This is a genomic window from Serratia sp. BIGb0163, from assembly GCF_024809935.1.
Classification (GTDB): Bacteria; Pseudomonadota; Gammaproteobacteria; order Enterobacterales; family Enterobacteriaceae; genus Serratia; species Serratia quinivorans.
Window position 1 is genome coordinate 121,138 of the sequence record NZ_JANUDZ010000008.1, and the last position, 26,646, is coordinate 147,783.

24 protein-coding genes, 1 tRNA gene and 1 pseudogene are annotated in these 26,646 nt (G+C 56.4%); 15 read left to right on the forward strand and 11 right to left on the reverse strand.

The annotated features are described in order from the left end of the window. Positions 1-119: 119 nt before the first annotated feature. Together xylB and xylA are read right to left on the reverse strand one after the other, a co-directional pair. A complete protein-coding gene (xylB, locus tag M2406_RS22230; RefSeq protein ID WP_259191399.1) occupies positions 120-1,571 on the reverse strand; it encodes a xylulokinase in 1,452 nt (483 codons plus the stop codon). 42 nt (positions 1,572-1,613) lie between these two features. After that, on the reverse strand, positions 1,614-2,933 hold the full coding sequence (gene xylA / locus M2406_RS22235; RefSeq protein WP_085115228.1) for a xylose isomerase: 1,320 nt from the start codon (positions 2,931-2,933) through the stop codon (positions 1,614-1,616). 366 nt (positions 2,934-3,299) lie between these two features. On the opposite strand from xylA, the gene xylF reads away from it, so the two are divergent. The 6 genes from xylF to M2406_RS22265 all read left to right on the forward strand — a co-directional run bounded on the left by xylF (position 3,300) and on the right by M2406_RS22265 (position 9,390). After that, positions 3,300-4,295, forward strand: coding sequence for a D-xylose ABC transporter substrate-binding protein (gene xylF / locus M2406_RS22240; RefSeq protein WP_012004572.1), 996 nt, complete (start codon positions 3,300-3,302; stop codon positions 4,293-4,295). A gap of 29 nt (positions 4,296-4,324) precedes the next feature. Then, a complete protein-coding gene (locus tag M2406_RS22245) occupies positions 4,325-5,866 on the forward strand; it encodes a xylose ABC transporter ATP-binding protein (protein ID WP_259191400.1) in 1,542 nt (513 codons plus the stop codon). Continuing rightward, a complete protein-coding gene (gene xylH, locus M2406_RS22250; protein ID WP_259191401.1) occupies positions 5,844-7,028 on the forward strand; it encodes a xylose ABC transporter permease XylH in 1,185 nt (394 codons plus the stop codon). The genes M2406_RS22245 and xylH overlap by 23 nt, the downstream gene beginning before the upstream one ends. A gap of 104 nt (positions 7,029-7,132) precedes the next feature. Further along, on the forward strand, positions 7,133-8,311 hold the full coding sequence (gene xylR / locus M2406_RS22255; RefSeq protein ID WP_017891190.1) for a D-xylose utilization transcriptional activator XylR: 1,179 nt from the start codon (positions 7,133-7,135) through the stop codon (positions 8,309-8,311). Positions 8,312-8,378: 67 nt separating this feature from the next. Next, entirely contained in the window at positions 8,379-8,999 is a 621-nt protein-coding gene (locus tag M2406_RS22260; RefSeq protein WP_259191402.1) for a nucleotidyltransferase domain-containing protein, read from the forward strand. Beyond that, positions 8,950-9,390 carry a DNA-binding protein gene (locus M2406_RS22265; protein ID WP_259191403.1) on the forward strand — a complete coding sequence of 147 codons (441 nt, stop codon included), beginning with the start codon at positions 8,950-8,952 and terminating at the stop codon, positions 9,388-9,390. Before M2406_RS22260 ends, M2406_RS22265 begins: the two co-directional genes overlap by 50 nt. A gap of 5 nt (positions 9,391-9,395) precedes the next feature. Here M2406_RS22265 and M2406_RS22270 read toward each other — a convergent pair whose 3' ends face one another. Further along, complete coding sequence (locus M2406_RS22270) at positions 9,396-10,250, reverse strand: LysR family transcriptional regulator (RefSeq protein ID WP_012004578.1); 855 nt, start codon at positions 10,248-10,250, stop codon at positions 9,396-9,398. A 126-nt stretch (positions 10,251-10,376) separates the two neighbouring features. Between M2406_RS22270 and M2406_RS22275 the strand changes: the two genes are divergently transcribed. The 3 genes from M2406_RS22275 (at position 10,377) to M2406_RS22285 (ending at position 13,195) form a co-directional block, all read left to right on the forward strand. Beyond that, a complete protein-coding gene (locus M2406_RS22275; protein WP_276552763.1) occupies positions 10,377-11,576 on the forward strand; it encodes a CynX/NimT family MFS transporter in 1,200 nt (399 codons plus the stop codon). A gap of 76 nt (positions 11,577-11,652) precedes the next feature. Then, complete coding sequence (locus M2406_RS22280; RefSeq protein WP_259191405.1) at positions 11,653-12,999, forward strand: esterase-like activity of phytase family protein; 1,347 nt, start codon at positions 11,653-11,655, stop codon at positions 12,997-12,999. Between the two features lie 101 nt (positions 13,000-13,100). Further along, a tRNA-Sec gene (locus M2406_RS22285) sits at positions 13,101-13,195 on the forward strand. Between the two features lies 1 nt (position 13,196). Here the strand turns inward: M2406_RS22285 and M2406_RS22290 are convergent. Beyond that, positions 13,197-14,651, reverse strand: a complete 1,455-nt coding sequence (locus tag M2406_RS22290) for a PLP-dependent aminotransferase family protein (protein WP_259191406.1) — start codon at positions 14,649-14,651, stop codon at positions 13,197-13,199. A gap of 274 nt (positions 14,652-14,925) precedes the next feature. On the opposite strand from M2406_RS22290, the gene M2406_RS22295 reads away from it, so the two are divergent. From M2406_RS22295 to M2406_RS22310, 4 genes and pseudogenes are all read left to right on the forward strand, one after another. Beyond that, complete coding sequence (locus M2406_RS22295; RefSeq protein WP_259191407.1) at positions 14,926-15,498, forward strand: GNAT family N-acetyltransferase; 573 nt, start codon at positions 14,926-14,928, stop codon at positions 15,496-15,498. Between the two features lie 160 nt (positions 15,499-15,658). Next, the gene (locus M2406_RS22300; RefSeq protein WP_115183469.1) at positions 15,659-15,982 is read left to right on the forward strand and encodes a DUF3302 domain-containing protein; all 324 of its coding nucleotides are present in this window, start codon (positions 15,659-15,661) and stop codon (positions 15,980-15,982) included. Between the two features lie 5 nt (positions 15,983-15,987). Continuing rightward, complete coding sequence (locus tag M2406_RS22305; protein ID WP_012004588.1) at positions 15,988-17,124, forward strand: HlyD family secretion protein; 1,137 nt, start codon at positions 15,988-15,990, stop codon at positions 17,122-17,124. A gap of 103 nt (positions 17,125-17,227) precedes the next feature. Then, positions 17,228-17,662 (forward strand): annotated as a pseudogene (locus tag M2406_RS22310) (response regulator transcription factor); the annotation flags it as partial. 65 nt (positions 17,663-17,727) lie between these two features. Here the strand turns inward: M2406_RS22310 and M2406_RS22315 are convergent. Then, complete coding sequence (locus tag M2406_RS22315; RefSeq protein WP_259191408.1) at positions 17,728-18,315, reverse strand: histidine phosphatase family protein; 588 nt, start codon at positions 18,313-18,315, stop codon at positions 17,728-17,730. Positions 18,316-18,459: 144 nt separating this feature from the next. Here M2406_RS22315 and M2406_RS22320 point away from each other — a divergent pair, with 144 nt between their 5' ends. Continuing rightward, complete coding sequence (locus M2406_RS22320; RefSeq protein WP_012004591.1) at positions 18,460-18,696, forward strand: DUF4282 domain-containing protein; 237 nt, start codon at positions 18,460-18,462, stop codon at positions 18,694-18,696. A gap of 36 nt (positions 18,697-18,732) precedes the next feature. Here M2406_RS22320 and M2406_RS22325 read toward each other — a convergent pair whose 3' ends face one another. The 5 genes from M2406_RS22325 to M2406_RS22345 form a co-directional block, all read right to left on the reverse strand. Then, positions 18,733-19,155, reverse strand: a complete 423-nt coding sequence (locus M2406_RS22325; RefSeq protein ID WP_017891223.1) for an HIT family protein — start codon at positions 19,153-19,155, stop codon at positions 18,733-18,735. 103 nt (positions 19,156-19,258) lie between these two features. Continuing rightward, positions 19,259-20,296, reverse strand: a complete 1,038-nt coding sequence (locus tag M2406_RS22330) for a LacI family DNA-binding transcriptional regulator (protein ID WP_112363421.1) — start codon at positions 20,294-20,296, stop codon at positions 19,259-19,261. A 68-nt stretch (positions 20,297-20,364) separates the two neighbouring features. Continuing rightward, positions 20,365-21,126, reverse strand: coding sequence for an SDR family NAD(P)-dependent oxidoreductase (locus tag M2406_RS22335; protein WP_012004594.1), 762 nt, complete (start codon positions 21,124-21,126; stop codon positions 20,365-20,367). A 24-nt stretch (positions 21,127-21,150) separates the two neighbouring features. Then, the gene (locus M2406_RS22340) at positions 21,151-23,022 is read right to left on the reverse strand and encodes a TRAP transporter large permease subunit (RefSeq protein ID WP_135344766.1); all 1,872 of its coding nucleotides are present in this window, start codon (positions 23,020-23,022) and stop codon (positions 21,151-21,153) included. A 24-nt stretch (positions 23,023-23,046) separates the two neighbouring features. Then, positions 23,047-24,060 (reverse strand): TRAP transporter substrate-binding protein, encoded by a 1,014-nt coding sequence (locus M2406_RS22345; protein ID WP_012004596.1) that lies wholly within the window; start codon positions 24,058-24,060, stop codon positions 23,047-23,049. A gap of 323 nt (positions 24,061-24,383) precedes the next feature. Between M2406_RS22345 and M2406_RS22350 the strand changes: the two genes are divergently transcribed. Next, a complete protein-coding gene (locus tag M2406_RS22350) occupies positions 24,384-25,832 on the forward strand; it encodes a carboxylesterase (RefSeq protein WP_259191409.1) in 1,449 nt (482 codons plus the stop codon). Here M2406_RS22350 and M2406_RS22355 read toward each other — a convergent pair. Further along, positions 25,829-26,578, reverse strand: coding sequence for an NAD(P)-dependent oxidoreductase (locus M2406_RS22355; protein ID WP_012004598.1), 750 nt, complete (start codon positions 26,576-26,578; stop codon positions 25,829-25,831). The two genes, M2406_RS22350 and M2406_RS22355, sit on opposite strands and share 4 nt — an antisense overlap. Positions 26,579-26,646: the final 68 nt, after the last annotated feature.

Below are 26,646 nucleotides of genomic sequence, written 5' to 3' on the forward strand. Positions count from 1 at the left end.
TGCGTCAAAAGACAGCCACCAATTTAGGAGAGGAGCCGGCGGGTTGGCAGTGACATTTGCCACTGGCGACTATTCGATTTGGCAATAATAAGGGGGCAGGGCTAATGCCCCCACTGGTTTTACATCAGCGGCAACAAGCGAGTATAGAGTTCGCGGAAGGTGCTGCGCAGTGTGGCGTACTGCTGATGGCGCTCGGCATTAGGGGTATGCACCTGCTCCAATGCCAGCTCGGGCAGCATTTCGCCGAGTGGGCGCTGCGGGTTCAGTGCGATTTGGGCCAGCCGCGCGGCCCCCAGCGCCGGGCCGACGTCACCGCCGGTGCGGTATTCCAGCCGTTGACCACTGATGTCCGCCAGCATTTGCCGCCAGAACGGGCTACGCGCACCGCCGCCAATCAGGGTGATGCTGGTGGGCTGCAGGCCGCTGGCGTGCAGCACATCCATGCCCTCTGCCAGAGCGAAACCGACGCCTTCCAGCACCGCACGCGCCAGATCGTTCGGCCCGTGCTGATGGGTGAGGCCCCAGAATGCCCCCTTGGCGTTCGGATTGTTATGCGGCGTCCGTTCGCCGGACAGGTAGGGCAGGAACCACAGCGGAGCCGCCGCCGGGGGGGCCTGTTCGACATTGCGCAGCAGGGTGGCGACGTCTTCGACGTTAGTCAGTTTGCAAACCCAGTCCAGACAGGAGGCGGCGCTGAGGGTCACCGACATCAGGTGCCAGGTGTCGGGCAGCGCATGGCAGAAACTGTGCACCGCGCTGGCCGGGTTGCTGAGGAAGCCGTCGCTGACGGCAAAATAAACCCCTGAGGTACCGAGCGACAGCATCGCCTGCCCGGCCTGATACAGCCCGACACCGATCGCCCCGGCGGCATTATCGCCGCCACCGGCCACCACAGGTACCGGGGACATGCCCCAGCGCCGGGCCAGTTCGGTATGCGTTTGCCCGGTGACCTGATTGCCCTCGAACAGTTGCGGCATCTGCTGGCGGGTCAGGCCGCAGGCGGCCAGCATCTCGTCGCTCCAGTCGCGCTGCGCCACGTTTAGCCAGCCGGTGCCGGCAGCGTCCGACATGTCGCTGGCGAAGTCGCCGGTGATGCACCAGCGTAAATAATCTTTGGGCAACAGCACCTTATCGATGCGCTCAAACACCTGGGGTTCATGTTGTTGCACCCACAGCAGTTTAGGGGCGGTGAAGCCCGGCATCATCAGGTTACCGGTGATTTGCCGTGATTGTGGCACCGCCTGTTCCAGCGCCAGGCATTGCGCGCCGCTTCTGCCGTCATTCCACAAAATGGCCGGGCGTAGCACCTGTTGCCGTGCGTCCAACAGCGTGGCGCCGTGCATCTGGCCGCTGAGACCGATGGCCTTCACCTGTTGCAGGCTGTGCTGCTTGCCCAGCGCCAGCATGGCGCGATCGGTGGCGTGCCACCAGTCCTGCGGGGCCTGCTCTGACCATAAGGGATGAGGGCGGGAGATGGGCAGCGACTCACCGTGGCTGGCGAGCAATTGGCCCTGCTCACTGAGCAAAATGACTTTTACGCCGGACGTGCCGAGGTCGATGCCGATATACATGGAAAGATCCTTAAAGGCGCGGCGAGTGCCGCGCGGGGTCAGTTAGCCGAACAGATAGCGGTTCATCAGGTTTTCAAGCTGTTCCTGGCGGCCGCTGACGTGCTGTGGCGCCAGTGCATGTCCTTCAGCGTACTGCGCCAGCGCCTCGAGCGACAGTTTGCCCTGCAAAATTTGCTGGCCCAATTCACCATTCCAGCCGGCATAGCGTTTTGATACCTGCTGATGTAACTGACCGTCGGTCACCATTTTTGCCGCGACCTTCAGCGCCAGTGCCATGGTATCCATAGCCCCAATATGGCCATAGAACAGGTCGTATTTGTCGGTGCTTTGACGGCGTACCTTGGCATCGAAGTTCAGCCCGCCGGTGGTAAAGCCCCCGGCCTTGAGAATTTCGAACATCACCAGCGCGTTCTCTTCCACGCTGATCGGGAACTGGTCGGTATCCCAGCCCAACTGTGGGTCGCCCCGGTTGGCATCGACGGAACCAAAGATGCCGAGCGCGATGGCGGTGGCTATCTCATGGTGGAACGAGTGGCCTGCCAGCGTGGCGTGGTTGGCTTCGATATTCACCTTGATCTCTTTCTCCAGGCCAAACTGCTTGAGGAAGCCGTACACGGTGGCGACGTCGTAATCGTATTGATGCTTGGTCGGCTCCTGAGGTTTTGGCTCGATCAGCAGGGTGCCCTGGAAACCGGTTTTGTGCTTGTGCTCCACCACCATCTGCATAAAGCGGCCAATTTGCTCACGCTCCTGGCGCAGATCGGTATTCAGCAAGGTTTCATAGCCTTCGCGGCCGCCCCACAGCACGTAGTTTTCACCGCCCAGACGCTGGGTGGCGTTCATGGCGGTGAACACCTGGGTGGCGGCCCAACTGAAGACTTCCGGATCCGGGTTGGTGGCCGCACCGGCACCGTAACGCGGATGGGTAAAGCAGTTGGCGGTGCCCCACAGCAGTTTTACCCCGCTGCTGTGTTGTTTTTCTTCCAGCACGTCGGTCATGACCGCAAAGTTGTGCAGGTACTCTTTTAATGAGGCGCCTTCTGGCGAGACGTCGACGTCATGGAAGCAGTAATAGGGAACGTTCAGCTTGTGGAAAAACTCGAACGCCACGTCGGCCTTACGTTTGGCCAGCGCCAGCGCGTCGCCCGGCTGCTGCCAGGGGCGATCGAACGAGCCGACGCCGAACATGTCCGCACCGTTCCAGCAGAAGGTGTGCCAGTAGCAGGCGGCAAAGCGCAGGTGCTCCGCCATGCGCTTGCCGAGCACCAGTTCATCCGGATTGTAATGATGAAAGGCCAGCGGATTATTACTGGTGGGGCCTTCGTAGCGCACTTGCTCAAGCTGATCAAAATAAGATTGCATTATCGACTCCTGGGTAGCAATGCCCGGTTTACGGGATGGCTTTATCTTCGGAGTTTGCGACAGGCTGCTCAATTACGTTATTTCACAGTTAAATTCACAGAATTATTAAATGTGCGACAGATCTCATAATTGGTTATTAACCGCAGTTTATTTAAGGCTTAATTCACTTTTATTTGTCGACCTGCTGTTTTTCAGCGCGAAAGCATGACCGCCATCATAAAAACAACATTAAACCAAAAATCATAATTGGCCGGTAAAAATCAGTAATTGCTGAATATTAAATAACCGATAACAATCCGCTCTAAGTTGCATCACCAGTCCGTTTTAATTATTGCCCCTACCCGTTAAATAACAAAGGTATATAAGATGAAATTCAAACCTGTGTTCCTTTCGGTCTGTGCGCTGCTGGCGCTGGCGAGCCAACCGGCGCAGAGCAAAGAAGTCAAAATCGGCATGGCGATCGACGACCTGCGCCTGGAGCGCTGGCAGAAAGACCGCGACATCTTCGTCAGCAAAGCCAAAGCGCTGGGGGCGGATGTGTTTGTTCAGTCGGCCAATGGCAATGAAGAAACCCAGATGGCGCAGATTGAAAATATGATCAACCGCGGCGTCGACGTGCTGGTGATTATTCCCTACAACGGCAAGGTGTTGAGCAACGTCATCAGCGAGGCCAAGCGGGAAGGCATTAAGGTGCTGGCTTACGATCGCATGATCAATAACGCCGATATCGATTTTTACATCTCCTTTGATAATGAAAAGGTCGGTGAGCTGCAGGCGCAAAGCCTGGTGCAGCGGGTGCCGCAGGGCAATTATTTCCTGATGGGCGGCTCGCCGGTGGATAACAACGCCAAGCTGTTCCGCCAGGGACAGATGAAGGTGCTGCAACCGCTTATTGACGGCGGAAAAATCAAAGTGGTGGGCGATCAGTGGGTCGACGGATGGTTGCCGGAAAACGCATTAAAAATCATGGAAAATGCGCTGACCGCCAACAATAACAAGATTGACGCGGTAGTGGCTTCCAACGATGCCACCGCCGGCGGCGCTATCCAGGCGCTGGCCGCGCAGGGCCTGGCGGGCAAGGTGGCTATTTCCGGTCAGGATGCCGATTTGGCGGCGGTGAAGCGCATTGTCGCCGGTACCCAGACCATGACGGTGTATAAGCCAATCAGCAAACTGGCCGACGAGGCGGCGGGCATCGCGGTGCAACTGGGCAAGGGTGAACAGCCGAAGGCTAACGCCACATTAAATAACGGCAGCAAAGACGTGCCATCCTGGTTATTAACCCCTATTCCGGTTGATAAATCGAATATCGACAGCACCATTGTTGCCGACGGTTTCCATAAAAAAGCCGAGATTAATTAATTCCGCAAGCCGGTAATCCGGAGGGAATAATGCCCAGCCTATTAGAAATGAAAAATATCACCATGCAATTCGGTGCGGTCAAGGCGGTAGATAATGTCAGCCTGAAGTTAGAGGCAGGCCAGGTATTATCGCTGTGTGGTGAAAACGGTTCGGGAAAGTCCACCCTGATGAAAGTGCTGTGCGGTATATATCCGCACGGCAGTTATCAGGGAGATATTTATTTCTCTGATGATTTATTAGCGGCGAAAAATATTCGCGACACCGAGCAGAAAGGCATCGCCATCATTCATCAGGAACTGGCGCTGGTGAAGCAGATGACGGTGCTGGAAAACATGTTTCTCGGCAATGAATGGCGCCGGTACGGCGTAATGGATTATGACGCCATGTATCTGCGCTGCCGAAGGATGCTGGCGCAGGTCAAGCTGGCGGTGGATCCCAACACCCCGATCGGCGAACTGGGCCTGGGGCAGCAACAGCTGGTGGAGATTGCCAAGGCGCTGAACAAGCAGGTGCGGCTGCTGGTGCTCGATGAGCCGACAGCGTCGCTGACCGAAAGTGAAACCGCTACGCTGCTGGCGATCATCGAGGATCTGCGCGATCACGGCATCGCCTGCATTTACATTTCGCACAAGCTCAATGAGGTGAAGGCGATCTCGGATCTGATCTGCGTGATCCGCGACGGCAAGCATATCGGTACGCGCCCGGCAGCGGAAATGAGCGAGGACGATATTATCGCCATGATGGTTGGGCGCGAATTAACCGAGCTCTATCCGCAGCAACAGCATGATATCGGCGAGGTGATCCTGCAGGTGGATAATCTCACCGCCTGGCACCCGGTGAACCGTCACGTTCGTCGGGTGGACGATGTTTCTTTCACCCTGCGACGCGGCGAGATCCTCGGGGTTGCCGGGCTGGTCGGCTCCGGGCGTACCGAAACCATGCAGTGCCTGTTCGGCGTCTACCCTGGCCGTTGGCAGGGGAGCATTAGCCTCAATGGCCAGCCGGCCGTCATCAACAATTGCCGCCAGGCGATGCGATATGGCATTGCCATGGTGCCGGAAGATCGCAAGCGTGATGGCATCGTGCCGGTGATGGGCGTGGGGGCCAACATGACGTTGGCGGCGCTGAGCGACTTTAGCGGCGTGCTGACGGTGCTTGATGATGCCCGGGAACAGGCGACCATTCGTCAATCGCTGGCGCAGTTAAAAGTGAAGACTTCCTCACCCGAACTGGCGATAGCCCGGCTGAGCGGCGGTAACCAGCAGAAGGCCATACTCGCCAAATGCCTGCTTCTGAAGCCGAAAATTCTCATTCTGGATGAGCCGACGCGCGGTATCGATATCGGTGCCAAACACGAAATCTATAAGTTAATCAATCAGCTGGTCCAGCAGGGTATTTCGGTGATCGTGGTGTCTTCGGAGCTGCCTGAAGTGTTGGGATTAAGCGATCGGGTATTGGTGATGCACCAGGGGCGTATCAAGGCTTCGTTGGTCAACCAGGGTTTGACCCAGGAACAGGTGATGGAAGCCGCATTGAGGAGTGAAAAAGATGTCGAAAAACACGCAATCTGAAGCGATCGTGCCGGCAATGGTGGAGAAAAACCCCATAGTGAAACTAAAATCCATCAATTTGCAGGTGTTTGTGATGTTGGCGGCGATAGTCGTCATTATGCTGTTCTTTTCCTTTACCACCGAAGGGGCCTATCTCAGCGCGCGTAATATTTCCAACCTGCTGCGCCAGACGGCGATCACCGGCATTTTGGCGGTCGGCATGGTGTTCGTGATTGTTTCGGCAGAAATCGATCTGTCGGTCGGCTCAATGATGGGCCTGCTGGGCGGGGCGGCGGCGATTTTTGACGTCTGGCTGGGTTGGCCGCTGCCGCTGACCATCGTGGTGACGCTGCTGGCCGGCCTGCTGTTGGGGGCCTGGAACGGCTGGTGGGTGGCCTATCGCAAGGTTCCGTCGTTTATCGTTACCCTGGCTGGGATGCTGGCTTTTCGCGGCATCCTGATCGGTATTACCAATGGCACCACGGTCGCGCCGACCAGCGGGGCGATGTCGCAAATTGGCCAGAGCTATTTGCCGGACGGCCTGGGTTTTGGCATCGGTGCCGTTGGGTTGATGCTGTTTGTCGCCTGGCAGTGGCGGCGACGCAGTCGGCGTGCCCAGCTCGGTTTGCCGGTGGCGACAGCAGGCGGTGACGTCACCCGACAAAGCATTTTGGCGCTGCTGGTGCTCGGGGCTATCTATTTGCTCAATGATTACCGCGGGGTACCGACGCCGGTGCTGATCCTCACCGCACTGATGTTGGCGGGGATATTTATGGCCACCCGCACCGCTTTTGGCCGTCGGATCTACGCCATCGGCGGCAATATTGACGCTGCGCGGCTGTCGGGCGTTAACGTCGAGCGCACCAAGTTGGCGGTGTTCGCGATCAACGGCCTGATGGTGGCGATTGCCGGGTTGATCCTCAGTTCGCGCCTGGGTGCCGGTTCGCCTTCGGCGGGTAATATCGCCGAGTTGGACGCCATCGCCGCCTGCGTGATTGGCGGCACCAGCCTGGCGGGGGGCATCGGTAGCGTGGCCGGCGCGGTGATGGGCGCATTCATTATGGCGTCGCTGGATAACGGCATGAGCATGCTGGACGTGCCGACCTTCTGGCAGTACATCGTCAAGGGCGCCATTTTGCTGCTGGCGGTATGGATGGACTCCGCCACCAAGCGCCGGGCATAAAAGAATAGCGTCTGAGCTCACAGTTATGAGGTGATGCCTGCTGCTCTTGCAGATAGTTGTGCTATCCCAGACCCAGAGGGCAGTTCGTTTACCGGGGATGTGGCATGTTTGAAAAGCGCTTTCGCATTACGTTGTTGTTCAACGCCAATAAAGTGTACGACCGCCAGGTGGTTGAGGGCGTAGGTGAGTATTTACAGGCCTCACAATGTGACTGGGACATCTTTATCGAAGAGGATTTTCGCTGCCGTATCGACAACATCAAGGACTGGCTGGGCGATGGGGTGATCGCCGATTTCGACGATGGTGCCATCGAGCAACTGCTGCATAACGTCCGGGTGCCGATTGTCGGGGTGGGCGGCTCTTATCACCGTGATGAGGACTATCCGCCGGTGCACTACATTGCTACCGACAATCAGGCGCTGGTGGAGGCGGCATTCAGTCACCTGAAAGAAAAAGGCATTAATCGTTTTGCCTTCTATGGTTTGCCCAGTGAAGGCGGTAAACGCTGGGCGCAGGAGCGTGAGCATGCTTTCCGCCAGCGGGTCGCGCTGGAGCAGTATCAGGGCGTGGTATATCAGGGCATGGCCACCGCGCCGGATAACTGGCAATACGCGCAGAACCGATTGGCGGACTGGGTGCAGACCTTGCCGCAGCAGACTGGCATCATCGCGGTGACCGATGCGCGGGCGCGCCATTTGCTGCAGGTGTGCGAACATCTGGACATCGCGGTGCCGGAAAAGCTTTGCGTGATCGGTATCGACAATGAAGAACTGACGCGTTACCTGTCGCGGGTGGCGCTGTCTTCGGTAGCGCAGGGTACCCGTCAGATGGGGTATCGTGCCGCCAAACTGCTGCACCAACTGCTCGATCGCCGTGAGCTGCCGCTGCAGCGCATTCTGGTGCCGCCGGTGAAGGTGATTGAACGTCGTTCTACCGATTTCCGCTCGCTGCGCGATCCGGCGGTAATTCAGGCGATGCATTACATCCGCCATCACGCCTGCAAGGGCATCAAGGTCGAGCAGGTGCTGGACGCGATTGGCCTGTCGCGCTCCAACCTGGAAAAACGCTTCAGGGATGAAACCGGCGAAACTATCCACCATATGATCCATCAGGAAAAGCTGGATCGCGCCCGCAACCTGCTGACGGCTACCTCGTTGACCATCAACGAAATTTCACAGATGTGTGGCTACCCGTCACTGCAGTATTTTTATTCGGTGTTCAAGAAAGGTTATGACATGACGCCCAAAGATTACCGTGGGCGTTATGGCGAGGTTGGGTATTAGGGTTTGCTTGTCTAATGTAGCCTTATTGGCTACATTTGTAGCTAATAAGGCTACATTACGAGGCGCTATGTACGATCCTTTGCTTGCTCTCCTGTTCAGTGAATATCGGCGAAAAGTGTTAACTTTGTTGCTAAATAAGCCAGAAAAGGCATTTCATGTGCGAGAAATTGCGCGTCAGACCGCAACTCAGGCCGGTACCTTACATAAAGAGTTGAACAAACTGGCACAGGGCGGCATCTTGCTCAGACAGCAACAGGGAAACCAAATCTGCTATCGGGCTAACCCTGATTGCCTGATTTTTCCTGAGTTGGTGGCTATTTTCCGCAAAACCTCCGGGATGGTCGAGCGTTTGCGCCAGGCATTGGTTGAACTTAACGCTGAGTTTGAACTGGCCTTTATTTTTGGTTCGATTGCCAGTGGTAAGGCCAAGGATGACAGTGACATAGACGTCCTGATCGTCGGCAACCTGTCATTCTCAGAGGTGATCAACGCGTTTTACCCTCTGCAGCAGGAGCTGGGTAGGGAAATTAACCCCAAGCTGTACTCGCCAGTCGAGTGGCAGGCGGCTTTGGCGGAAAATTCAGCTTTTATTCAGGATATTATGAGTAAGCCTCAGCTAGGGATTTTGGGAGACAAGGATGACGTTAGACAACCTGATCGGCCTTGGCCTGGAGGCAATAAAGCCTGACGCGGGTGCAATCAGAAAATTACTCTCCGCCGCTGCGCGTAATCGACATGACGCCAGTATCACTCTGCTCAGCAATGAAACGCGTTTTGACACGGCGTATAAAGCGGTCATGCAAATCGCCAATGCAGCCCTGCAGGCGGAGGGTTTTCGGACCTCGACCCATAAACCCGGTCATCATCAACTCATGATCCAATCATTGCCGCTGACCCTGGGTATTTCGCGTGAGGCAATGATCTGTCTGGATGCTTTGAGGAAACAACGTAACATCGCCGATTATTCAGGTGATTTGGTGACGGATGCGGCGGTGTCCGCCTGTCTGGAACAGGCAGGCGCACTCTGGCTGGCGGTTAACGATTGGCTGCAGCTCAAACATCCGCAACTTTTGGAATAATCTTCTCACGCCAACCCACAAAACGCCTTCAGCCGTTCGGCCAGCGCGGGAGTGGCTGCGGGGGCGCCGTCGCGGTAGTACAGCGCCAGCTCAATGTTGTCGATCGGCGGCAACCCTTCGGCGCTGCCGAGAACCCGATGGCTGGGCAAGCGGCAGCCGGCCGGCAGCAGGGTGACGCCCAGCCCGGCGGCGGATGCGGCGGTGAGTGCGGCCAGACTGGCGCTGCTGTAGCCAATACGCCAGCGCTTGCCGAGGTTATCCAGCGCCTGACACAAATCATCGCGATATAACCCATTGAGCGGGAACACCGCCAGCGGTACCGGTGACTGTTCTATTGCCGGGAAGGCCAAGCTGTCCAGCCACAGCAGCGGTTCCGGCCGGGCGGCCCGCGGCGGCTGGCTACGGCGTTGTTTAACCAGGATCAGATCCAGCTCTTCACGGGCGTAGGCACTGTGCAGATCGGCGCTCAGGCCGCTGGTGACGTCCAGTCGCAGATGCGGATGCGCCCGGCTGAACTCCGCCAGCAGTTCGGTGGTGGGGGCGGCAAAATCCTCCGGCATCCCCAACCGCAGTACGCCGTCGCGCCAGATACCGGTCAAGGCATCGTGCGCCTCTTCATTCAGCGCAATGATGCGCCGCGCATAACTCAACAGCTTGACGCCTTCCTCGGTCAGCAGTACCTGATGGGACGAACGTTCAAACAGGGGTTTACCCAGCATTTCTTCCAAGCGGCGCACCTGTTGGCTGACGGTCGACTGCGACAAAAACACCCGCTCTGCGGCGCGAGTGAAGCTGTTGCTGTCGCATACTGCGACAAAGCTGAGCAGTAACTGCGGATTGAACATCGGGTAACGATTCATTTTTCCACTGTTGGCTATTTTATTATTTAATTTCCCAATACTAACGGGGAAGCCTAGAGTAAGGCAACGTTGCGGCTGCCACTCTGTGACCCCGCACTCTTCATCCCGGAAGTTCAGGAATAGACCGTGTTAAATCAATTTGTTGCTCCCCCTTTCTTACGCCGCTGGTTCAACCCCCTGCTGTGGGCGCTGGTGCTGATTGGCCTGAATATGCGGCCGCTGTTGACCTCGATCGGCCCGTTATTGCCGACGTTGCGACAGGCCACCGGGCTGAGCTTTGGCGGTGCGGCGCTGCTGACCACCTTGCCGGTGCTGATGATGGGGTTGATGGCGCTGGCGGGTGGGGCGATCAACCGCCTGTTCGACGAGCGTACCAGCGTAGTGCTGAGCCTGTTGGCCATTGGCCTGGGGGCCGCCTGGCGTGAGCTGGCACCGGGCAGCACGCAATTACTGCTGAGCGCGGTGTTGGGTGGACTGGGGATTGGGGTGATCCAGGCGGTGATGCCCGGCATTATCAAACATCACTTTCTCAAGCAGATGGCGCTGGTAGCCGGGCTGTGGTCGGCGGCTCTGATGGGCGGTGGCGGTCTGGGGGCGGCGATGACCCCCTGGCTGATGAGTGTCGGCCATGACTGGCACCGTGCATTGGCCTGGTGGGCGGTACCTGCACTGGTGGCGTTAATCGCCTGGTGGCCGGTCAGCCGTAGCCTGGCACGCCTGACGCCATCCGGAACCTCCTCTGGGCCGAGCCTGTGGTTCAGCCGTCGTGCCTGGTTGCTCGGTGCCTATTTTGGTTTGATCAATGGCGGTTATACCAGCCTGATCGCCTGGCTGCCGCCGTATTATATGCAGCTCGGCTGGCAGCCGCAGGCCAGCGGATCGCTGTTGGCACTGATGACCTTTGGGCAGGTCGTCGGGGCGCTGCTGTTGCCGGCGCTGGCGCGATCGCTGGATCGACGGCCGTTGTTATTGCTGGCATTAGTCATGCAGTTGATCGGCTTCATCGGCCTGATTTATCTGCCGCAGACGTTGCCGTGGCTATGGGTGCTGGTTTCCGGCTTGGGGCTGGGCGGCGCCTTCCCGCTGTGCCTGGTGTTGGCGCTCGATCATATTCCGCACCCAGCGGCCGCGGGGCGATTGGTGGCCTTTATGCAGGGCATAGGTTTCCTGCTGGCGGGAGCCACGCCTTATATTTCCGGCCTGTTGCGTGATTACAGCGGCGGCTTTGTGCTGGATTGGCAAATCCATGCGCTGCTGGTGGTGGTGCTGATCGCCATCACCTGGTGCTTCCATCCGCACAGCTACCGGCGGGCGTTCGCCGAATAATATTACTGTCATTGCGGTTCCCTATAGTGACGTTGCTTTTACTTCTGGGTGATAACAACAAAAAGGGAACCAAGACATGCACATAACCAAAACCCGCCAGGCACTGTTGGCCGGCTGTATGGCGCTGAGCACTAACCTATGGGCGCAAGCCCAACCGGTGCCGGCAACCCTGGCCGGGCACGCGTTACTGGCGGTGAAATCCAACGTTGCCGCACCGCAGGATGCCCCCGCCGATTTACAGCAAAGCGGTAAATACACCAGCGGCAAACGCGTGACCGAACTGGGCAGCGTGGCGGGTAAATCCGCCGATCGCATGACCGGTATTGGCCTGCCGATCAACGGGCAGCCGCTGCAGGGCCATTCCGGCATCAAACATATGCCCGACGGTACCTACTGGGTGCTGACCGACAATGGTTTTGGCAGCAAGGCCAATTCGCCGGACGCCATGCTGTACCTCAATCACTACAAAATCGACTTTGACAACGGCACGGTGACGCCGCTGAAAACGGTGTTTCTGCACGATCCGGACAAAAATGTCCCCTTCCATATCATCAATGAGAGCACCGATAAACGTTACCTGACCGGCAGCGATTTTGACCCGGAAAGCTTCCAGTTTGCCGATAATGCCCTGTGGATTGGCGATGAGTTTGGCCCCTATCTGATTAAGGCCGATCTAAACGGTAAGGTATTGGCGGTGTTCGATACCAAGGTCGACGGCAAGGTGGTGAAGTCGCCGGATAACCCGACGCTGACCCTGCCGGGCGCACCGGATGGCAAACAGAACTTCCAGGTGGCACGTTCCAAGGGTTTTGAGGGCATGGCGACATCACCGGACGGCAGCAAATTGTACCCGTTGCTGGAAGGTGCGCTGTGGGACGGTGAAAAATTCGAGAACATCGATGGCAAACGCTACCTGCGGGTGCTGGAATTTGACGTGAAACAACAGGCCTGGACCGGGCGCAGTTGGCAATACGTGTTGGAAGACAACCAGAACGCCATCGGCGATTTTAATATGATCGACGCCACTCATGGCCTGGTGATCGAGCGCGATAATAACGAAGGCACGGCGGACCAAGCCTGCGCTGCGGGTGCCCCCACAGACAACTGCTTCAGTCAGGTGGCGAAGTTTAAACGGGTATATAAAATTGCCTTTTCTGACGACAACGTCGGTAAACCGGTCGATAAATTGGCCTATATTGACCTGATGAACATTCAGGACCCGAACAAATTGGCGCGCAAACCGCTGAACAACGGCGTGCTGACATTCCCGTTTTTCACCATTGAAAACGTGGACGTGGTGGATGGCAGCCATATCATCGTCGGCAATGATAATAACTTCCCGTTCTCCTCCAGCCGTCAGCCGAACGTGGCGGATGACAACGAGTTTATCCTGCTGGACGTGAAGGAACTGTTGAAACCTTAACCCTGCCTGCCTCCGGCATAGTGCCGGGGGCTAGCACTATTTCCCTCTTAGCGCCAAGGGTAAACTGCGCTATAATCAGCCCCTTGCTTCCTGTTCCCGAAGGAAGATCCTCGTCCCCGGTGGGGCGGCCGGACTTCAAATCCGGTTGGGGCCGCCAGCGGTCCTGGGCAGGTTCGACTCCTGTGATCTTCCGCCAATCAACCCCCTTCATGCCCCACAAGTGATTGAGTACACCATTGCCCAAGCTGGGCGATTGCCTGTTCAACTTCATCGTTATAACCAAAGCCTGCATTCAGTCGGAAACAGTGATCGTAGCGGTTATCCGTGGCAAAAATATGCCCGGGGGCGATACCGATCCCGGCATTACGCGCCTTGATAAACAGTGAACGTACGTTCAAGGCATTCTTCGGCATTTCCACCCACAGCACATAACCGCCTTCAGGCTCAGAGACTTTTGTGCCCGGGGGGAATGCTAGAAGCACTACCTGACGGATTTTGTTCACCAGGTTAGCCAACTTATGCCTGAGTTTGCGCAGATGGGCGTCGTATCCGCCATTGCTCAGTAATTCGGCAATGGTTGCCTGCGGCAATATGGGTGAACCCATGGTCGAGGTGTATTTTAGCGAGGTGATTTTTCGCATGTAATGGTTGCTGTGAACCCAACCGACACGCATGCCAGGCGCCACGGTTTTAGAGAAACCGCTGCACAGGATGACATTGGGGCTAAAGGCCCTCATTGGAAATGGTCGTTGAACACCAAAGGAGATGTCGCCAAAGGTGTCATCTTCAATAATAATCACACCGTTTTCATCGGCCTGCCGCGCGATGTGAGCTTTTTTCTCGTTCGGTATGGTTTTGCCCAGAGGGTTATTAACATTGGCGAGGGTGACAAACACCTTCACCGCTTTTCTCTGGAACAGCGCAACCAGCTTTTCGCTATCAACATAGCCTTCGTTACCCGTTTCAACCTCAATCACGCGTAGTTTGAGATGACGCAACATTTGCAATAAAACGAAATAGCAGGGCGATTCAACGGCAACCGCATCTCCCGGTTTTACTGTCGCCATCAGCGAGAGCGACAGTGCCTCCACGCAGCCGTTGGTCACTAAAATGTTATCCGGGTTGATGTTGCAGCCGTAGTCTATCGCTCGTCGGGCGATTTCTGTTTTTAACGGCGCATAGCCAGAGCCTTTGACCGTATCACCAAGCAAAAATGGCTTGCTATAACCCAGCTGGCGCATGATCAAACTCAGTTTTTTGATGGGGTACAAAGAGCTATCACCATTAGCCAGATCCAGACGAACGCGGCAATCCTCCCCCACCATTGCCATGTGCAGTTCGGTTTGTTCATCCAGCGGCGCAATCTCACGTGGCTGTTCCACGATAACGGCGCCCTTTTGCAGCGAATGTCTTTTTGGTGCGACAAAAAAACCGGATTTGGGTTTGGCTACGGCGTAATGTTCATCTTCCAGGGTACGCAAGGTTTTAAGTGCGGTTGTCAGACTGATGTTGTATTGAGTGGCCAGCGTTCTTACCGACGGCAAACGTGTATTGGCAGGTAAAAATCCTGCGTGGATTGCCTGTTTGATCTGTTCGGCAATCTGACGGTACAGGCTGCCCTGTCTTCCCGCTTCCGTCTGCTCCATCGGCATCTGTTCCACTCCATATCGCTCTGATCTGTACGTATAAAACAGATTACTTTGATAGTAGTTTAGCTAGCAAGGCTTGGAAATAATGAATTCAACGTGTTCATTCGCAGAAAGTTTGTCAGTTCGGGTTGATGAATTACCAGGGTTTATATTCCTGTGACTGCGCCGTTTGTTATTTATCAAAGGGTAACTTTAATGGGATACAGAGAATTAATTTTTACTGCAATGATAATTTTCTAAAAAAACTGGGCTATTTTTGACTTTCGAGGAGGTTTGCATGGAATTGTGTGTGGCCAATGTGGCTGATATTGAACAAGTGACTGAACTGCTCAAGCGGTATCAGGTAGCAACCATCAGTGAGGAAGACAAGAAAGATGGTTTTGTGACCACTTTGCTGACCTATGAGCAAATGGTCGCGTTGATCGAGCAAGAACAAGGGCTGTTTGTCGCCAGACAGGAAGGTAAGATTGTCGCATTCGTGATGGCCGCTTCCTGGCAGTTTTGGGCACCCTGGCCTTTATTTGAGCACATGATTGGCAGATTGGGAGAATGTGAGTTTGCCGGCCAGGTGTTGACGGTGGAGAACTCTTACCAATACGGTCCGATCTGTGTCGACGTTTCGGTTCGGGGCAGCGGGGTGCTTGAAGCGCTGTTTGCGTTTGCATTAAAACAAATGTCATCGCGTTTTGATGTCTTGGTCACATTTGTGAATAAAATTAACCCACGCTCTTATGCGGCACATACGCGCAAACTGGGGCTGCAGGTTTTGAATGAGTTTACCTTTAATAATAATCATTATTACTGGATGGTTTGTGCTACTCGTCAGAGTGGTAACGGTTCTTCCGCTTAAACCTAAAAATCCCATAAAATCAAAGTGCCGTTGTTATCTATTTTGGTTCATTTTCTGTAAGGTACACCCGCCGAAATAAACTTACCCAGTTTTAGCACAAAAAGCTAAAAACGCGTCTATCTTTACCAGTGAGCACGGGTTCCGCAAATGAGAGGCAGTTATGTTTCTTAATTACTTCGCGTTGGGTGTACTTATTCTGGTTTTCCTTATTATTTTCTATGGGATTATTATTCTGCATGATATTCCCTATCTTATTGCCAAGGCACGCAACCATCCGCATGCCGATGCTATCCATGTCGCGGGCTGGGTAAGTTTATTTACTCTGCACGTGATCTGGCCGTTTTTATGGATATGGGCTACTTTATATCGCCCCGAGCGTGGTTGGGGTATGCAAGGTCAGGAGGCGTCGTTCGCACAGTTGCAGCAACGTGTGGCGGAGCTGGAGTTGAAACTGGCGGATAATAAAACGCCGCCTTCGGAGTAGCCACCATGGATCTGCTCATTATCCTGACTTATGTCGCTTTTGCCTGGTCCATATTTAAGATTTTCAAAATACCGGTCAATAAATGGACCGTGCCCACGGCTGCATTAGGTGGGGTGTTTTTAATTGGGGCGTTAATTCTGCTAATGAATTATAACCACCCCTATACTTATTTGGCGCAGAAAGCGGTTATTTCAATCCCTATTACGCCACAGGTGACTGGTGTGGTTAGCGAAGTAACCGAGAAGCAAAACGTATTAATAAAAAAAGGTGAAGTGCTGTTTAAATTAGATCCCGCACGCTATCAGGCTCGGGTCAATCGCCTTCAGGCTGATTTGGTCACCGAGATTAATAATACTCAGGTGCTTAAAGGGCAGCTCGACGAAGCGATTGCCAACACATCTCGGGTTAGTGCAGAGCGCGACCGGTTATATAAAGACTATCAGCGTTATGTCCGAGGCAGCCAGGCCAAGGTCAATCCATTTTCGGAAAGTGATATTGATAACGCCCGGCAGAACTATCTGGCGCAAGATGCGCTGGTAAAAGGTTCCGTGGCGGAGCAAGCGCAAATAAAAAGTCAGTTAGACAGCGTGATTAACGGGGAACAGTCTCAAATCGTTAGCCTCAGGGCGCAGTTGGCAGAGGCCAAATATAATCTTGATCAAACGGTGATACGCGCTCCCAGCGACGGTTACGTGACCCAGGTGCTGATCCGCCCAGGGACCTACGCCGCGGCAATTCCGCTGCGGCCGGTGATGGTGTTTATTCCTGAGCAAAAACGGCAAATCATTGCTCAGTTCCGCCAAAACTCGTTGCTGCGTCTTAAGGCCGGCGACGAAGCCGAAGTGGTGTTTAATGCATTTCCCGGCCAGGTATTCCCCGGTAAATTGATCAGAATTCTGCCGGTTGTCCCCGGCGGGTCTTACCAGGCGCAAGGGACGCTACAATCGCTGAGTGTGGCTGCCGGCAGTGATGGTGTGCTGGCGGTGATTGAGCTGGCACCCAACAGTGAAATCGATGAATTACCTGACGGCATTTTTTCGCAGGTGGCAGTTTATTCCGACCACTTTACCCACGTGGCGGTCATGCGCAAGGTACTGCTACGCATGACCAGTTGGATGCACTATCTCTATCTGGACCATTAGCGCAGTATAAAAAAGCCGCTTCCTGAGGAGGAAATGCCGGTCACTTAAGGTGATATTGTTCCCTCTCCCTTGGGAGAGGGAGACGCTCACTTAAACAACGTCGTACATCTTTGTTAACGGCTTCACCTTTGTGTTGCACGACTCTATGAATAGCCTGGCATTGTTATCGGTTATCCTCGGTGGCAGTGGAGAAGAGGATCTGGAAAAGCGGATCTCATCAGATCGCGGAGCCATGCAAATGTTGCTGATCGATATCAATGAACAAATGTACCGTCTCGCAGGATCGGTCTCATCCAACCGGCGGAAGCATCATGCGGATACGGAAAAACCCATTTTTACCCCACGGGAGAGTGAGGTGCTGTATTGGGCCAGTATGGGGAAAACCTATGGCGAGATTGCCGCCATCGCCAGTATTTCCCCGAGTACGGTGAAGTTTCATATGAGAAATATTGTGGTTAAACTTGGCGTCAGTAACGCCCGGCAGGCGATTCGGTTGGGTGTTGAGTTGGGGCTTATGACGCCGTCAGCAGCCAGATAAAATGAGTCAGGCCCGATGAGACTCCCTTATGTCATCTCACCGAACCCGCCAAAGGCGGTTTGGCTTTATCCCGCAGCAGGGCAGATCTCCGCCAACTGCGTCAAACCCTCACTTTCCTGCCTGAATGAAACCTTGTCCTGATCCAGCGTCACCACAAAGATACTGTCGAAGTCGCTGCCCGGCCATTTTGGCACCAAATTGGCGTCACCGCCGCGTGCGGCCACGATGGCCTTCACTGCCTTATCGAGATTCTTGTGTTCCCAGGCGATGAAAATGCGTGAGTTTTGGTATTGCTCGCTGAGCAGCTCCTGCTGCAGCCCGGTGATGTCATCGGCGTGGAACTGAATACCAATCGGCAGCCCGACGCGCACGGCGGTGGGCATGATGGTCGACAGCGCCCGCAGTGAACTGCCGAGCTTGTTTTCCTTCGGCCCGGCGGCAAAAATGTAGTCCGGTTTGCCGTAGCGCTTCAGCAACACGTCCGGCAGTGCCAGTGCGCGGTTCAGCCCTTTGCAGGTTAACTGCCCGCTGTTGTTGGCGGGTTTCTCCCCGTGCCGCACGAAGTTCAGCGTTTCCTGTGCCAGTGCGCTTTGGCTCAGCAGCAGCAACGCCGCCAAACCGCCGAGTATTTTGTTGCCTGTTTTGTTAAACATCCTCAACCCTTATGTAATGGCGTGCTGATTTCTGGGCGCTTTTCATCGTGTTACTCGCTATCATAACCGGCGTGACAAAAAGGCTTGCCGCACCCATGTGGCGCCTCTGGGATAATTAAATACTGGCCTAAGGAAGGATTTACAATGAAAAACATTTTCTTTTTTGATGCGATGCTGACTCCGAAAATCATCACCGGTGTCTACTGGCTGTGCCTGCTGAGCATTATTGTTGGTGGGATTGGGGCGATGTTCTACGGTGAGTTTTTCCGTGGTCTGTTCGCGATCATCATCGGCGGCGTGTTCACTCGCGTTTGCTTTGAAATGATCATTATTGCGTTTAAAAATAACGAATACCTGCGCAAAATCTCCGAAAAGCCGTAATCAAGTTGAAAACGCCGGGCATCGCCCGGCGTAGTATCATGCCCCCAGCGTTATCGCCAGCCGCTCCTGCATTAATTCAATAAAATTCTCCGGCAGCGTTTTCGTCGTTGGCGCCCGCAGCGCCGTGCTCCAGACCGGTTCCGGGAAGTGCGAATCGTCGAGGTAACGCGGGATGATATGCCAATGCAAATGCGGTAGCGCGGTGCCCAGGCTGGCGATATTGATCTTCGCCGGCGTTAGCAATTGCCGCAGTTGCGCCTCAACCTGCGCCACCACCGCCATGATGCTGTTGCGTTGGTCGTCGCGTAAATCGCTCAGTTCGGCGATATGTTCATGCCAAACCACCCGGCACCAGCCCGGGAAGGGGCTGTCGGCGATGAATATCGCCCGGCACAGCGGGTTTTGCCACAGCACGATTTCATCGGTTGGATGGCAGTAAACGCAAGATTCATTATTCATTTTTAATCTCCTGCTGCGATTTGGGCGCAGCGAAACCCCGCCGCGCGTTAGCGCAGCCAGGAGTTTCATGTGAATGAGGGCGGGGCAGCGACCCCGCCGGGGATTACGCGTTAATGACCGACTGGCGGCACACCAGGCTGGGAGCAAATAAAAACTCCTCCACCGGCAATTCAGGGTTTTCTAACCGGCCGATCAGCCGATCGACAATTTTTACCGCCATCTCACGCAGCGGTGGCGCCACAGAGCTGAGCGCCGGGTTGAACAGTTCGGACAGAAACATGTTATCGATGCCGACAACCGAGATATCCTCCGGCACCCGCACACCGAGCCGCTGGAAGGCGGAAATCATGCCGATGGCCAGCATGTCGTTCAACGCTACCACGCCGTCCGGCCGGGGTTCACTCTGGCAGATCTGCTCAGCCAGCGTTTTCCCCAGTTCGGCCATTTCGGCATCGCCGTAGGCGAACTGCGCTTTGCCTTCGATCACCCTGACCGGCAGCCCGGCCGCCTCCAGTGCCTGCCGGTAGCCGGCAATCTTGTTGGCGCGGCTGCTGGTCATGCCGGAGGCGGTGGCGAAAGCGATACGGCGACAGCCCTGGGCGATCAGATGCCGGGCCGCCATGTTGCCTGCGGCGCTATTGTCCATCGACACGCTGTCGATCGGCAGCGCCGTTTCACCTGGGGCCGTCAGGGCACGTTCGTCGTAGTTAATCATCACCAGGCCGCGTTTCAGAGCCTCACGGAAATGGGGGCGATCGTAAAAGGTGGAGGCCACCACCACGCCGCGGATGCCTAACGCCAGCAAATCGTCGAGAAAGCGGATCTCCTCTTCCTGCTGGCGATGGGTATCGCCCAGCAACACCTGATAGCCGTAGTTTTGCTTGGCCGCCAGCTCAATCTCACGCACCAGTGCGGCGAAGCTGGGGTTGACGATCGAAGGCACCAGCAGGCCGAGCATTTTGACCTGCCCGGTTTTGAGCTGCTGCGCCGCACGGTTCGGTTGGTACTGCAGCGCCGCCATCGCCTGTTCGATACGGGCCAACGTATCCTTGCGCATCTGATCGACCCGGCCGTTCAGCACGTTGGAAACCGTACTGACCGACACTCCGGCATGACGTGCCACATCACGTATATTCGCCATTACATTCCCGTTTTGCATTAGCCCATTACCCCGACTTTATCACGCGGCCGAAAGTGAGTCACAGACCCTTAGGGCGCAATCTGCCCGCCGTTGACGTCGATAATCTGCCCGGTGATGTAGCCGCTGCAGTTATGCGATGCCAGGAACAGGTAAGTGGGTGCCACTTCCTCGCTGCGACCAAAGCGGCCCATCGGGATCGAGGCGCACATCTTGCCCAGCACTTCTTCACTTTTACCCTGATGGAAGGCGGTGTCGATGCTGCCCGGTGAGACGATATTGAAACGGATGTTGTCCTGGGTGAACTCCTTCACCCAGTTGCGATGAATATTGTGCAACCAGGCTTTGGCGCTGGCATACAGACCGGCGCCGATGCCGCCACCTTCGCGTGCAGCGATGGAGCCGGTGCTGATCACGCTGGCGGTAGCGCCGCTCTCGCGTGCCGAAGCGCGCAGGTGAGGGATAGCGAATTTGGTGACCATCAGCGCCGAGCGGCAGTTCAGGTCCATCACTCGATCAAAGAACTCGTCGTCTATCGCTTCCAGCCCGTTGCGGCCGCCCAGCCCACCGGCGTTATTGATCAGGATGTCGATGCCGCCGAAGCGGGCGACAAAGGCTTCCACCAACGCTTCACAGCCGGCGGAACGCGATAGGTCGGCGGAGAAGAACGCGCATTCGCCGGGGAAGGCGGCGATTTCTGCCGGCGGTTCGCTGCGCATGCCGTTAATCCCCACCCTGGCACCGTGTTGGGCGAACAGGGCGGCGGTTGCCAATCCGATACCGGCGGTGGAACCGGTGATCAACACGCGTTTGTTGGTTAAATCAGAGAACATGGTGTGACTCCTTGCTTGAGAAAATCAGTAGCCCAGCCGCGTGGGCAGCCAGGTGGTGAGCGCCGGGAACAGCGCGATAACAATGATGCCGAGCAGGATGATCAGCAGGTACTTGGCCATAGGTTTAATCACGTCCTGCATCGGAACGCCGCAAATGGCGCAGGTGGTGTACAGGCCCAGGCCGATCGGCGGGGAAAACAGGCCGAAACCCATCGCCAGAATCATTACAATGGCGTAGTGCAGCGGGTTGAAGCCGAGCTGGGTGGCGATAGGGACCAGGATGGGGGCAAAGATAATCAGCGCCGGGGCCCCCTCCAGCACCGCGCCGAAAATAATCAGGATGACAATCGACAGCAGCAGAAACAGCCACGGGCCGTAGTCCGCGCCGATGGCGACCAACAGTTGCGCGCACTGCTGCGGGATCATCTCGATGGTCAGAGCGAAGGACAAACTGGTGGCGCAGGCGACGATAAACAACAGCATGCCGGACAGCGCGGCGGTGTCGACGAACAGTTTCACCGTGGCTTTCAGGGTCAGTTCCCCAAAGGCCAGCCGACCGACCACGATGGCGTAAACCACGGCAAAGGCGGAAATCTCGGTGGAGGTGGCGATACCGGCCACCACGCCCTTGCCGATCATCAAAATCATCACCAGCCCGACGGCGGCACCGATCAGCAGTTGGCGGGTTGGCATTCGCACCGGGTAGGCGTCATCGACGTTGATGCGCTTGCCGAAGATCACGGCGGCAATCAGCAGCAACACCAGCAGGCACAGCGCCGGGATCAGGCCGGCGATAAACAGTGCGCCAATCGAAATGTTGGCGATAAAGCCCATCACGATCAGATTGACGCAGGGGGGGATGGTTTCCGCCATGATCGCCGAAGCGGCGAACACCCCGGCAGACTCTGCGGCCGGCTGGCGTGCCCGGCGTACCGCGGGCATCAGCACGCCGCCGACCGTGGCGACGTCTGCCAGTTTGGAGCCGGAAATACCCGAGAAGAAGGCCATCGATACAATCGTGGTCATATTCAGGCCACCGCGATAACGCCCCATGCCGCGCACGATCAGCTCAACCAGCCGTGACGACATGCCGTTGACCTCCATCACCGCACCAGCCAGCAGAAAGAACGGAATGGCCAGCAGCACAAAATGATCGACGCCGGCGGTCACCTGCTGGGCAAAGAACACGAATGGCAGCGACGGATCGCTAAGAAAGAACACCATAGCCGACATGCCCAGGGTAAAGGCGATTGGCACGCCGGAGATGATGCCCAGGATAAAGCAGGCCAGCATCAGCGCGGCGGGCAGCGAGCTGAACCCCAGCGGGGCATGCAGGCTGAGGTAGCCAGCGCCGCCCAGAAGAGCGACGGCGGCGGCGCTGATTAACACCACTTTCAACGATGCCTGGCAGGCGTGATCGAGCGCGCTGACCAGCATCACTGCCGCGCCGATGAACACCGGAACCACGAAGATCGCCTGTGGCAGGCCGTGTTCGGTGGTCTGTGGCAGTGAAATACCCACCAGGCTGAAGCTGGACACCGTCAGGCCCAGCGCCACCAGTACCAGCACCCAGCGGCTGGCATGCACTACATAGGGTCGGGCTACCGCGGGCACCCAGCGCAGGAACAGATCGACGCCGATGTGTCGGCCACGCCCGGTGGAGGTGGCGACGCCGAAGAACACCAGCGTTACCATCAGCGCGCGCGCCACTTCTTCCGCCCATTCAATCGGGCTGTGCAGCGCGTAGCGCCAAATCACCGAGGCGAACACCACCACCACGTTGATCAGCAGCGCCAGTGCGCCACCCCAGGCGGTAAAGCGGGTCAGACCGCGGCTTAACTGCGTCAGGATGGCCACTTTTTTTACGCTCATTTCAAGGGTTACAGGAAGGGTCATAGCAAATCCTCCGCCAGGCGTGCGTTAGGGCTGCGCTGTGGCATGAATGGCATCCAGCACCGCTTTGGCCTGTGGGTATTTCCCGCTAAATGCCGCCTGCAGCGGCAGTGTTTGCCGGCGGAAATAGTCGCGGTCGGTTTCGGTAAAGATCACACCGGCGGCTTTCAGTTTGTCCATCGCCTGAATTTCTTTTTCCGCTGCGATTTTGCGTTCATAAACCGTCGCTTCGCTGGCTGCCGCCAAGAAGTCGGCTTGCAGCGGTTGCGGGATGCGTTGGAACGCCGCCTGGCTGATGGTGGCGACAATCGGGTTGTAGATATGGCGGGTCAGCGTGGCGTATTTGGCAATCTCGTAATACTTGCTGGTGTAGACCGTGGCGGCGTCATGTTCCACACCGTCGATCACTCCCATTTGCAGTGCGGAGTAAACCTCACCGCCGGGCATTGGGATCGCCGTGGCACCCATGCTTTTTAGCGTGGCGATAAAGTTGGGGGCCGGCAGTACGCGTACTTTCATCCGGTTGAGATCCTGCGGTGACTGCAGCGGTTTTTTACTGTAAATGTTGCGTGCGCCCAGGCTGAAACCATAGCCCAGCACCTTGATATTGCTTTGCTTGGCCAGCAGGGCGCTCAGCAGTTGACCCGCCTGGCCATCCAGCGCCTGACCCAGTTGCTGGTTGTCGTCAAACAGATAGCCCAGATCCAGCACGCCGATTTCCGGCACCAGCGTGCCCCAGATGGAAGTCCCGGAGATAGTCATGTCGATCGCGCCGATACGTACCTGCTGGACCGCATCGGCTTCTTTACCAAGCATGCCGTTAGGGAAGTAATTAAGGGCGATTTTGCCCGGCAGGCGCTGGTCCAGATTCTGTTTGAAACGGTGAAACCAGATGGCGTGCGCGGAGTAACCATCGTCGGGTAGCGATGAATATACCCTCAGGCTAACTTCGGCGGCATTGGCGCGCAGTGGCAAGATAAACAGCATAAATAACAGCGTGATAAACAGACGCGGCGTTAAACGGCATGTCAGTGATTTCATCAGCCTGGCTCCCGATCGCAGACAGCCTGCGATGCTGGTGGTGAAGATGATTTCCCCTGTGGAGTAACGCTGTAGGGACAGGGGGAACGGGTACGATACTTTGTGTCCGGTCTTTAACTGTAACGTTTTAGTGTATCGTTACAGAAAACCTACAAACATTCCGTCGGCAGATCAATTTTTATCCGCCAGAATGGCGGGGAAATGCAGGTTCTGTGAGCAGGTTCTAAAAATCGGTGGGTCACGCCCGGCGATCGTCGAGCTGCCCCTGCGGGCATTTAACTTCTATAATCGCTGCTGGGATAACCGTGAATTCAGGAGTGGGCATGCCTTCCAGGGCGATAATTAAATGGACCAAACGGCTGACGATTGTGGCTGTCACCGTATTGCTCACGCTGTTTGCGGTGCGCGTTTACGATACTCAGAGCGGTCCGGCGCTGGAGCCGTGGCATACCTTTGTGCCACACGAGCTGTCGGCCGCCGAAATGGACAACTCCGACTGGCAGGGTTATCTGGCCGCAGAGAGCCGGGTGTTTGATGAGGTGAAGGTCAACGTCACGGACAAACTCTCCGCCAGCGAACGTATTCCGCTTAATCGCTATTTTGACGGCAGTCCGGTGTATCCGGAGCACTTTGCCCGTGACTGGAACCGTTCCTATGAGCTGCTGCCACAGGGCGAACCGCGTGGGGCGGTGGTGCTGTTACATGGCCTGACCGATTCCCCTTACAGCCTGCGGCACATTGCCGAGAACTACCGTCAGCATGGTTATGTGGCGGTCGGCATTCGCCTGCCGGCACACGGCACGGTGCCGGGCGCCCTGACCGATATTGAATGGCAAGACTGGTTGGCGGCAACGCGGCTAGCGGTACGTGAGGCGCGCAGTAAGGCCGGGGGCGACAAGCCGCTGCATATCGTGGGCTTTTCCAACGGCGGTGCGCTGGCGATGAAGTACGCGCTGGATGCATTGGACGATCCGCAATTGGCGGCACCGCAGCGGTTGATCCTGATCTCACCGATGATTGGCGTCACCAGTTTTGCCCGTTTCGCCGGTATTGCCGGTTGGCCTGCGGTGTTCCCGGCGTTTGCCAAGGCCGCGTGGCTCGGCGTCTTGCCGGAATTTAACCCTTTCAAATACAACTCGTTCCCGGTGAACGGAGCGCGTCAGTCTTATCTGCTCAGTAATGGTCTGCAACAGCAAATCGCCCGGGCGGCGCGTGACGGTAAACTGGATAAATTAGCGCCGGTGCTGACCTTCCAGTCGGTGATGGATTCTACCGTCAGCACCCGGGCGGTGATCCGCGCGTTATACAACGAATTGCCGGCTAACGGCAGCGAACTGGTGCTGTTTGACGTCAATCGTACGGTCAACTTCGGCCCGCTGCTGCGGCCAAACGCGGCGGCGGCGGTCAGCCAATTGCTGCCTGCGCCCCCACGCCGCTACCAGACTACGGTGATTGCCAACGCCTCACCGGATAGCAGTGAGGCGATCGCCAGCGTAACGCCAGCCGGGGCAACGACGGTAAGTGAGCAGCCGCTGGGCATGACTTACCCAGCGGATATTTATTCGTTGTCGCATGTGGCGTTGCCATTCCCGGTAAGCGATTCGCTTTATGGTCGTTTCCCGGTGCAGCGTGGCGAGTTTGGTATTAGCCTCGGCACGCTTGCTGCGCGTGGTGAACGCTCGGTGCTGGTGGTGGACCTCGATTCGCTAATGCGCATTGCCTCCAACCCGTTTTTCCCTTACCTGCTGCAGCGTATTGATAGCAAACTTTAGCCGAAACCGAGGATGCTAAACGCATCGTCCTGTGGGTAGTAACCCAGCAGTTGGCTGGTTTCCTCCAGCGACAGCCGCTTATAGCGGTTGTTGGAAACGCCGTGCACCACCGCATGGTGTACGCCTTCAATACGCAGACAACGTTCCAGCAGATCGGCGGCGTCGCGGTGGCTGAGAAAAGCGCTCATATCACGAGCGCTGAGCTGCTCACCTGGTTCCAGCGTGGTGAAGTTGGCGATGCGCACCGACAATGCGGAAAGTCCTTCCTGATGGGCAAAGTAGGCGGCGATGCCTTCGCCGAATGCCTTGCTGACGCCGTACAGATTTTTCGGTTTGGGTGCGTCCTGCGGCCGAATTTGGTAATCCAATGCATAACCTTCCACCGCCTGCGCGCTGCTGGCGAAGACCACGCGTTTGCAACCGGCGTCCTTCGCTGCGCGGAAAATATTGAAGGTGCCGAGGATGTTGTTATCCATCAATGAATTGCAGAAGTCGGCGTCAGGAGAAGGATCGGCCGCCAGATGCAGCACGGTATCGATGCCGGCGCAGGCCGCGCGGCAGGCGGCGATGTCGGCAATGTCGAAGCTGATGATCTCATCATTCGGCTGTAGGTTGGTCAGCAGCCCGAGGTCTTTTTCCGCCAGCCGCAGTTGATAGCGATTTCCCACCGATTGACGGAATGCCGTCGCCACCCGGCCGCCTGCGCCGGTAATCAGAATTCGTCCAAATTCAGTACGCAAAGTCATGCTCTCAACCAGTCCCTAAAGTCCATTCTGTGGTGACCAGTAATAATCCGCCGCGTAAGATTTGTCCA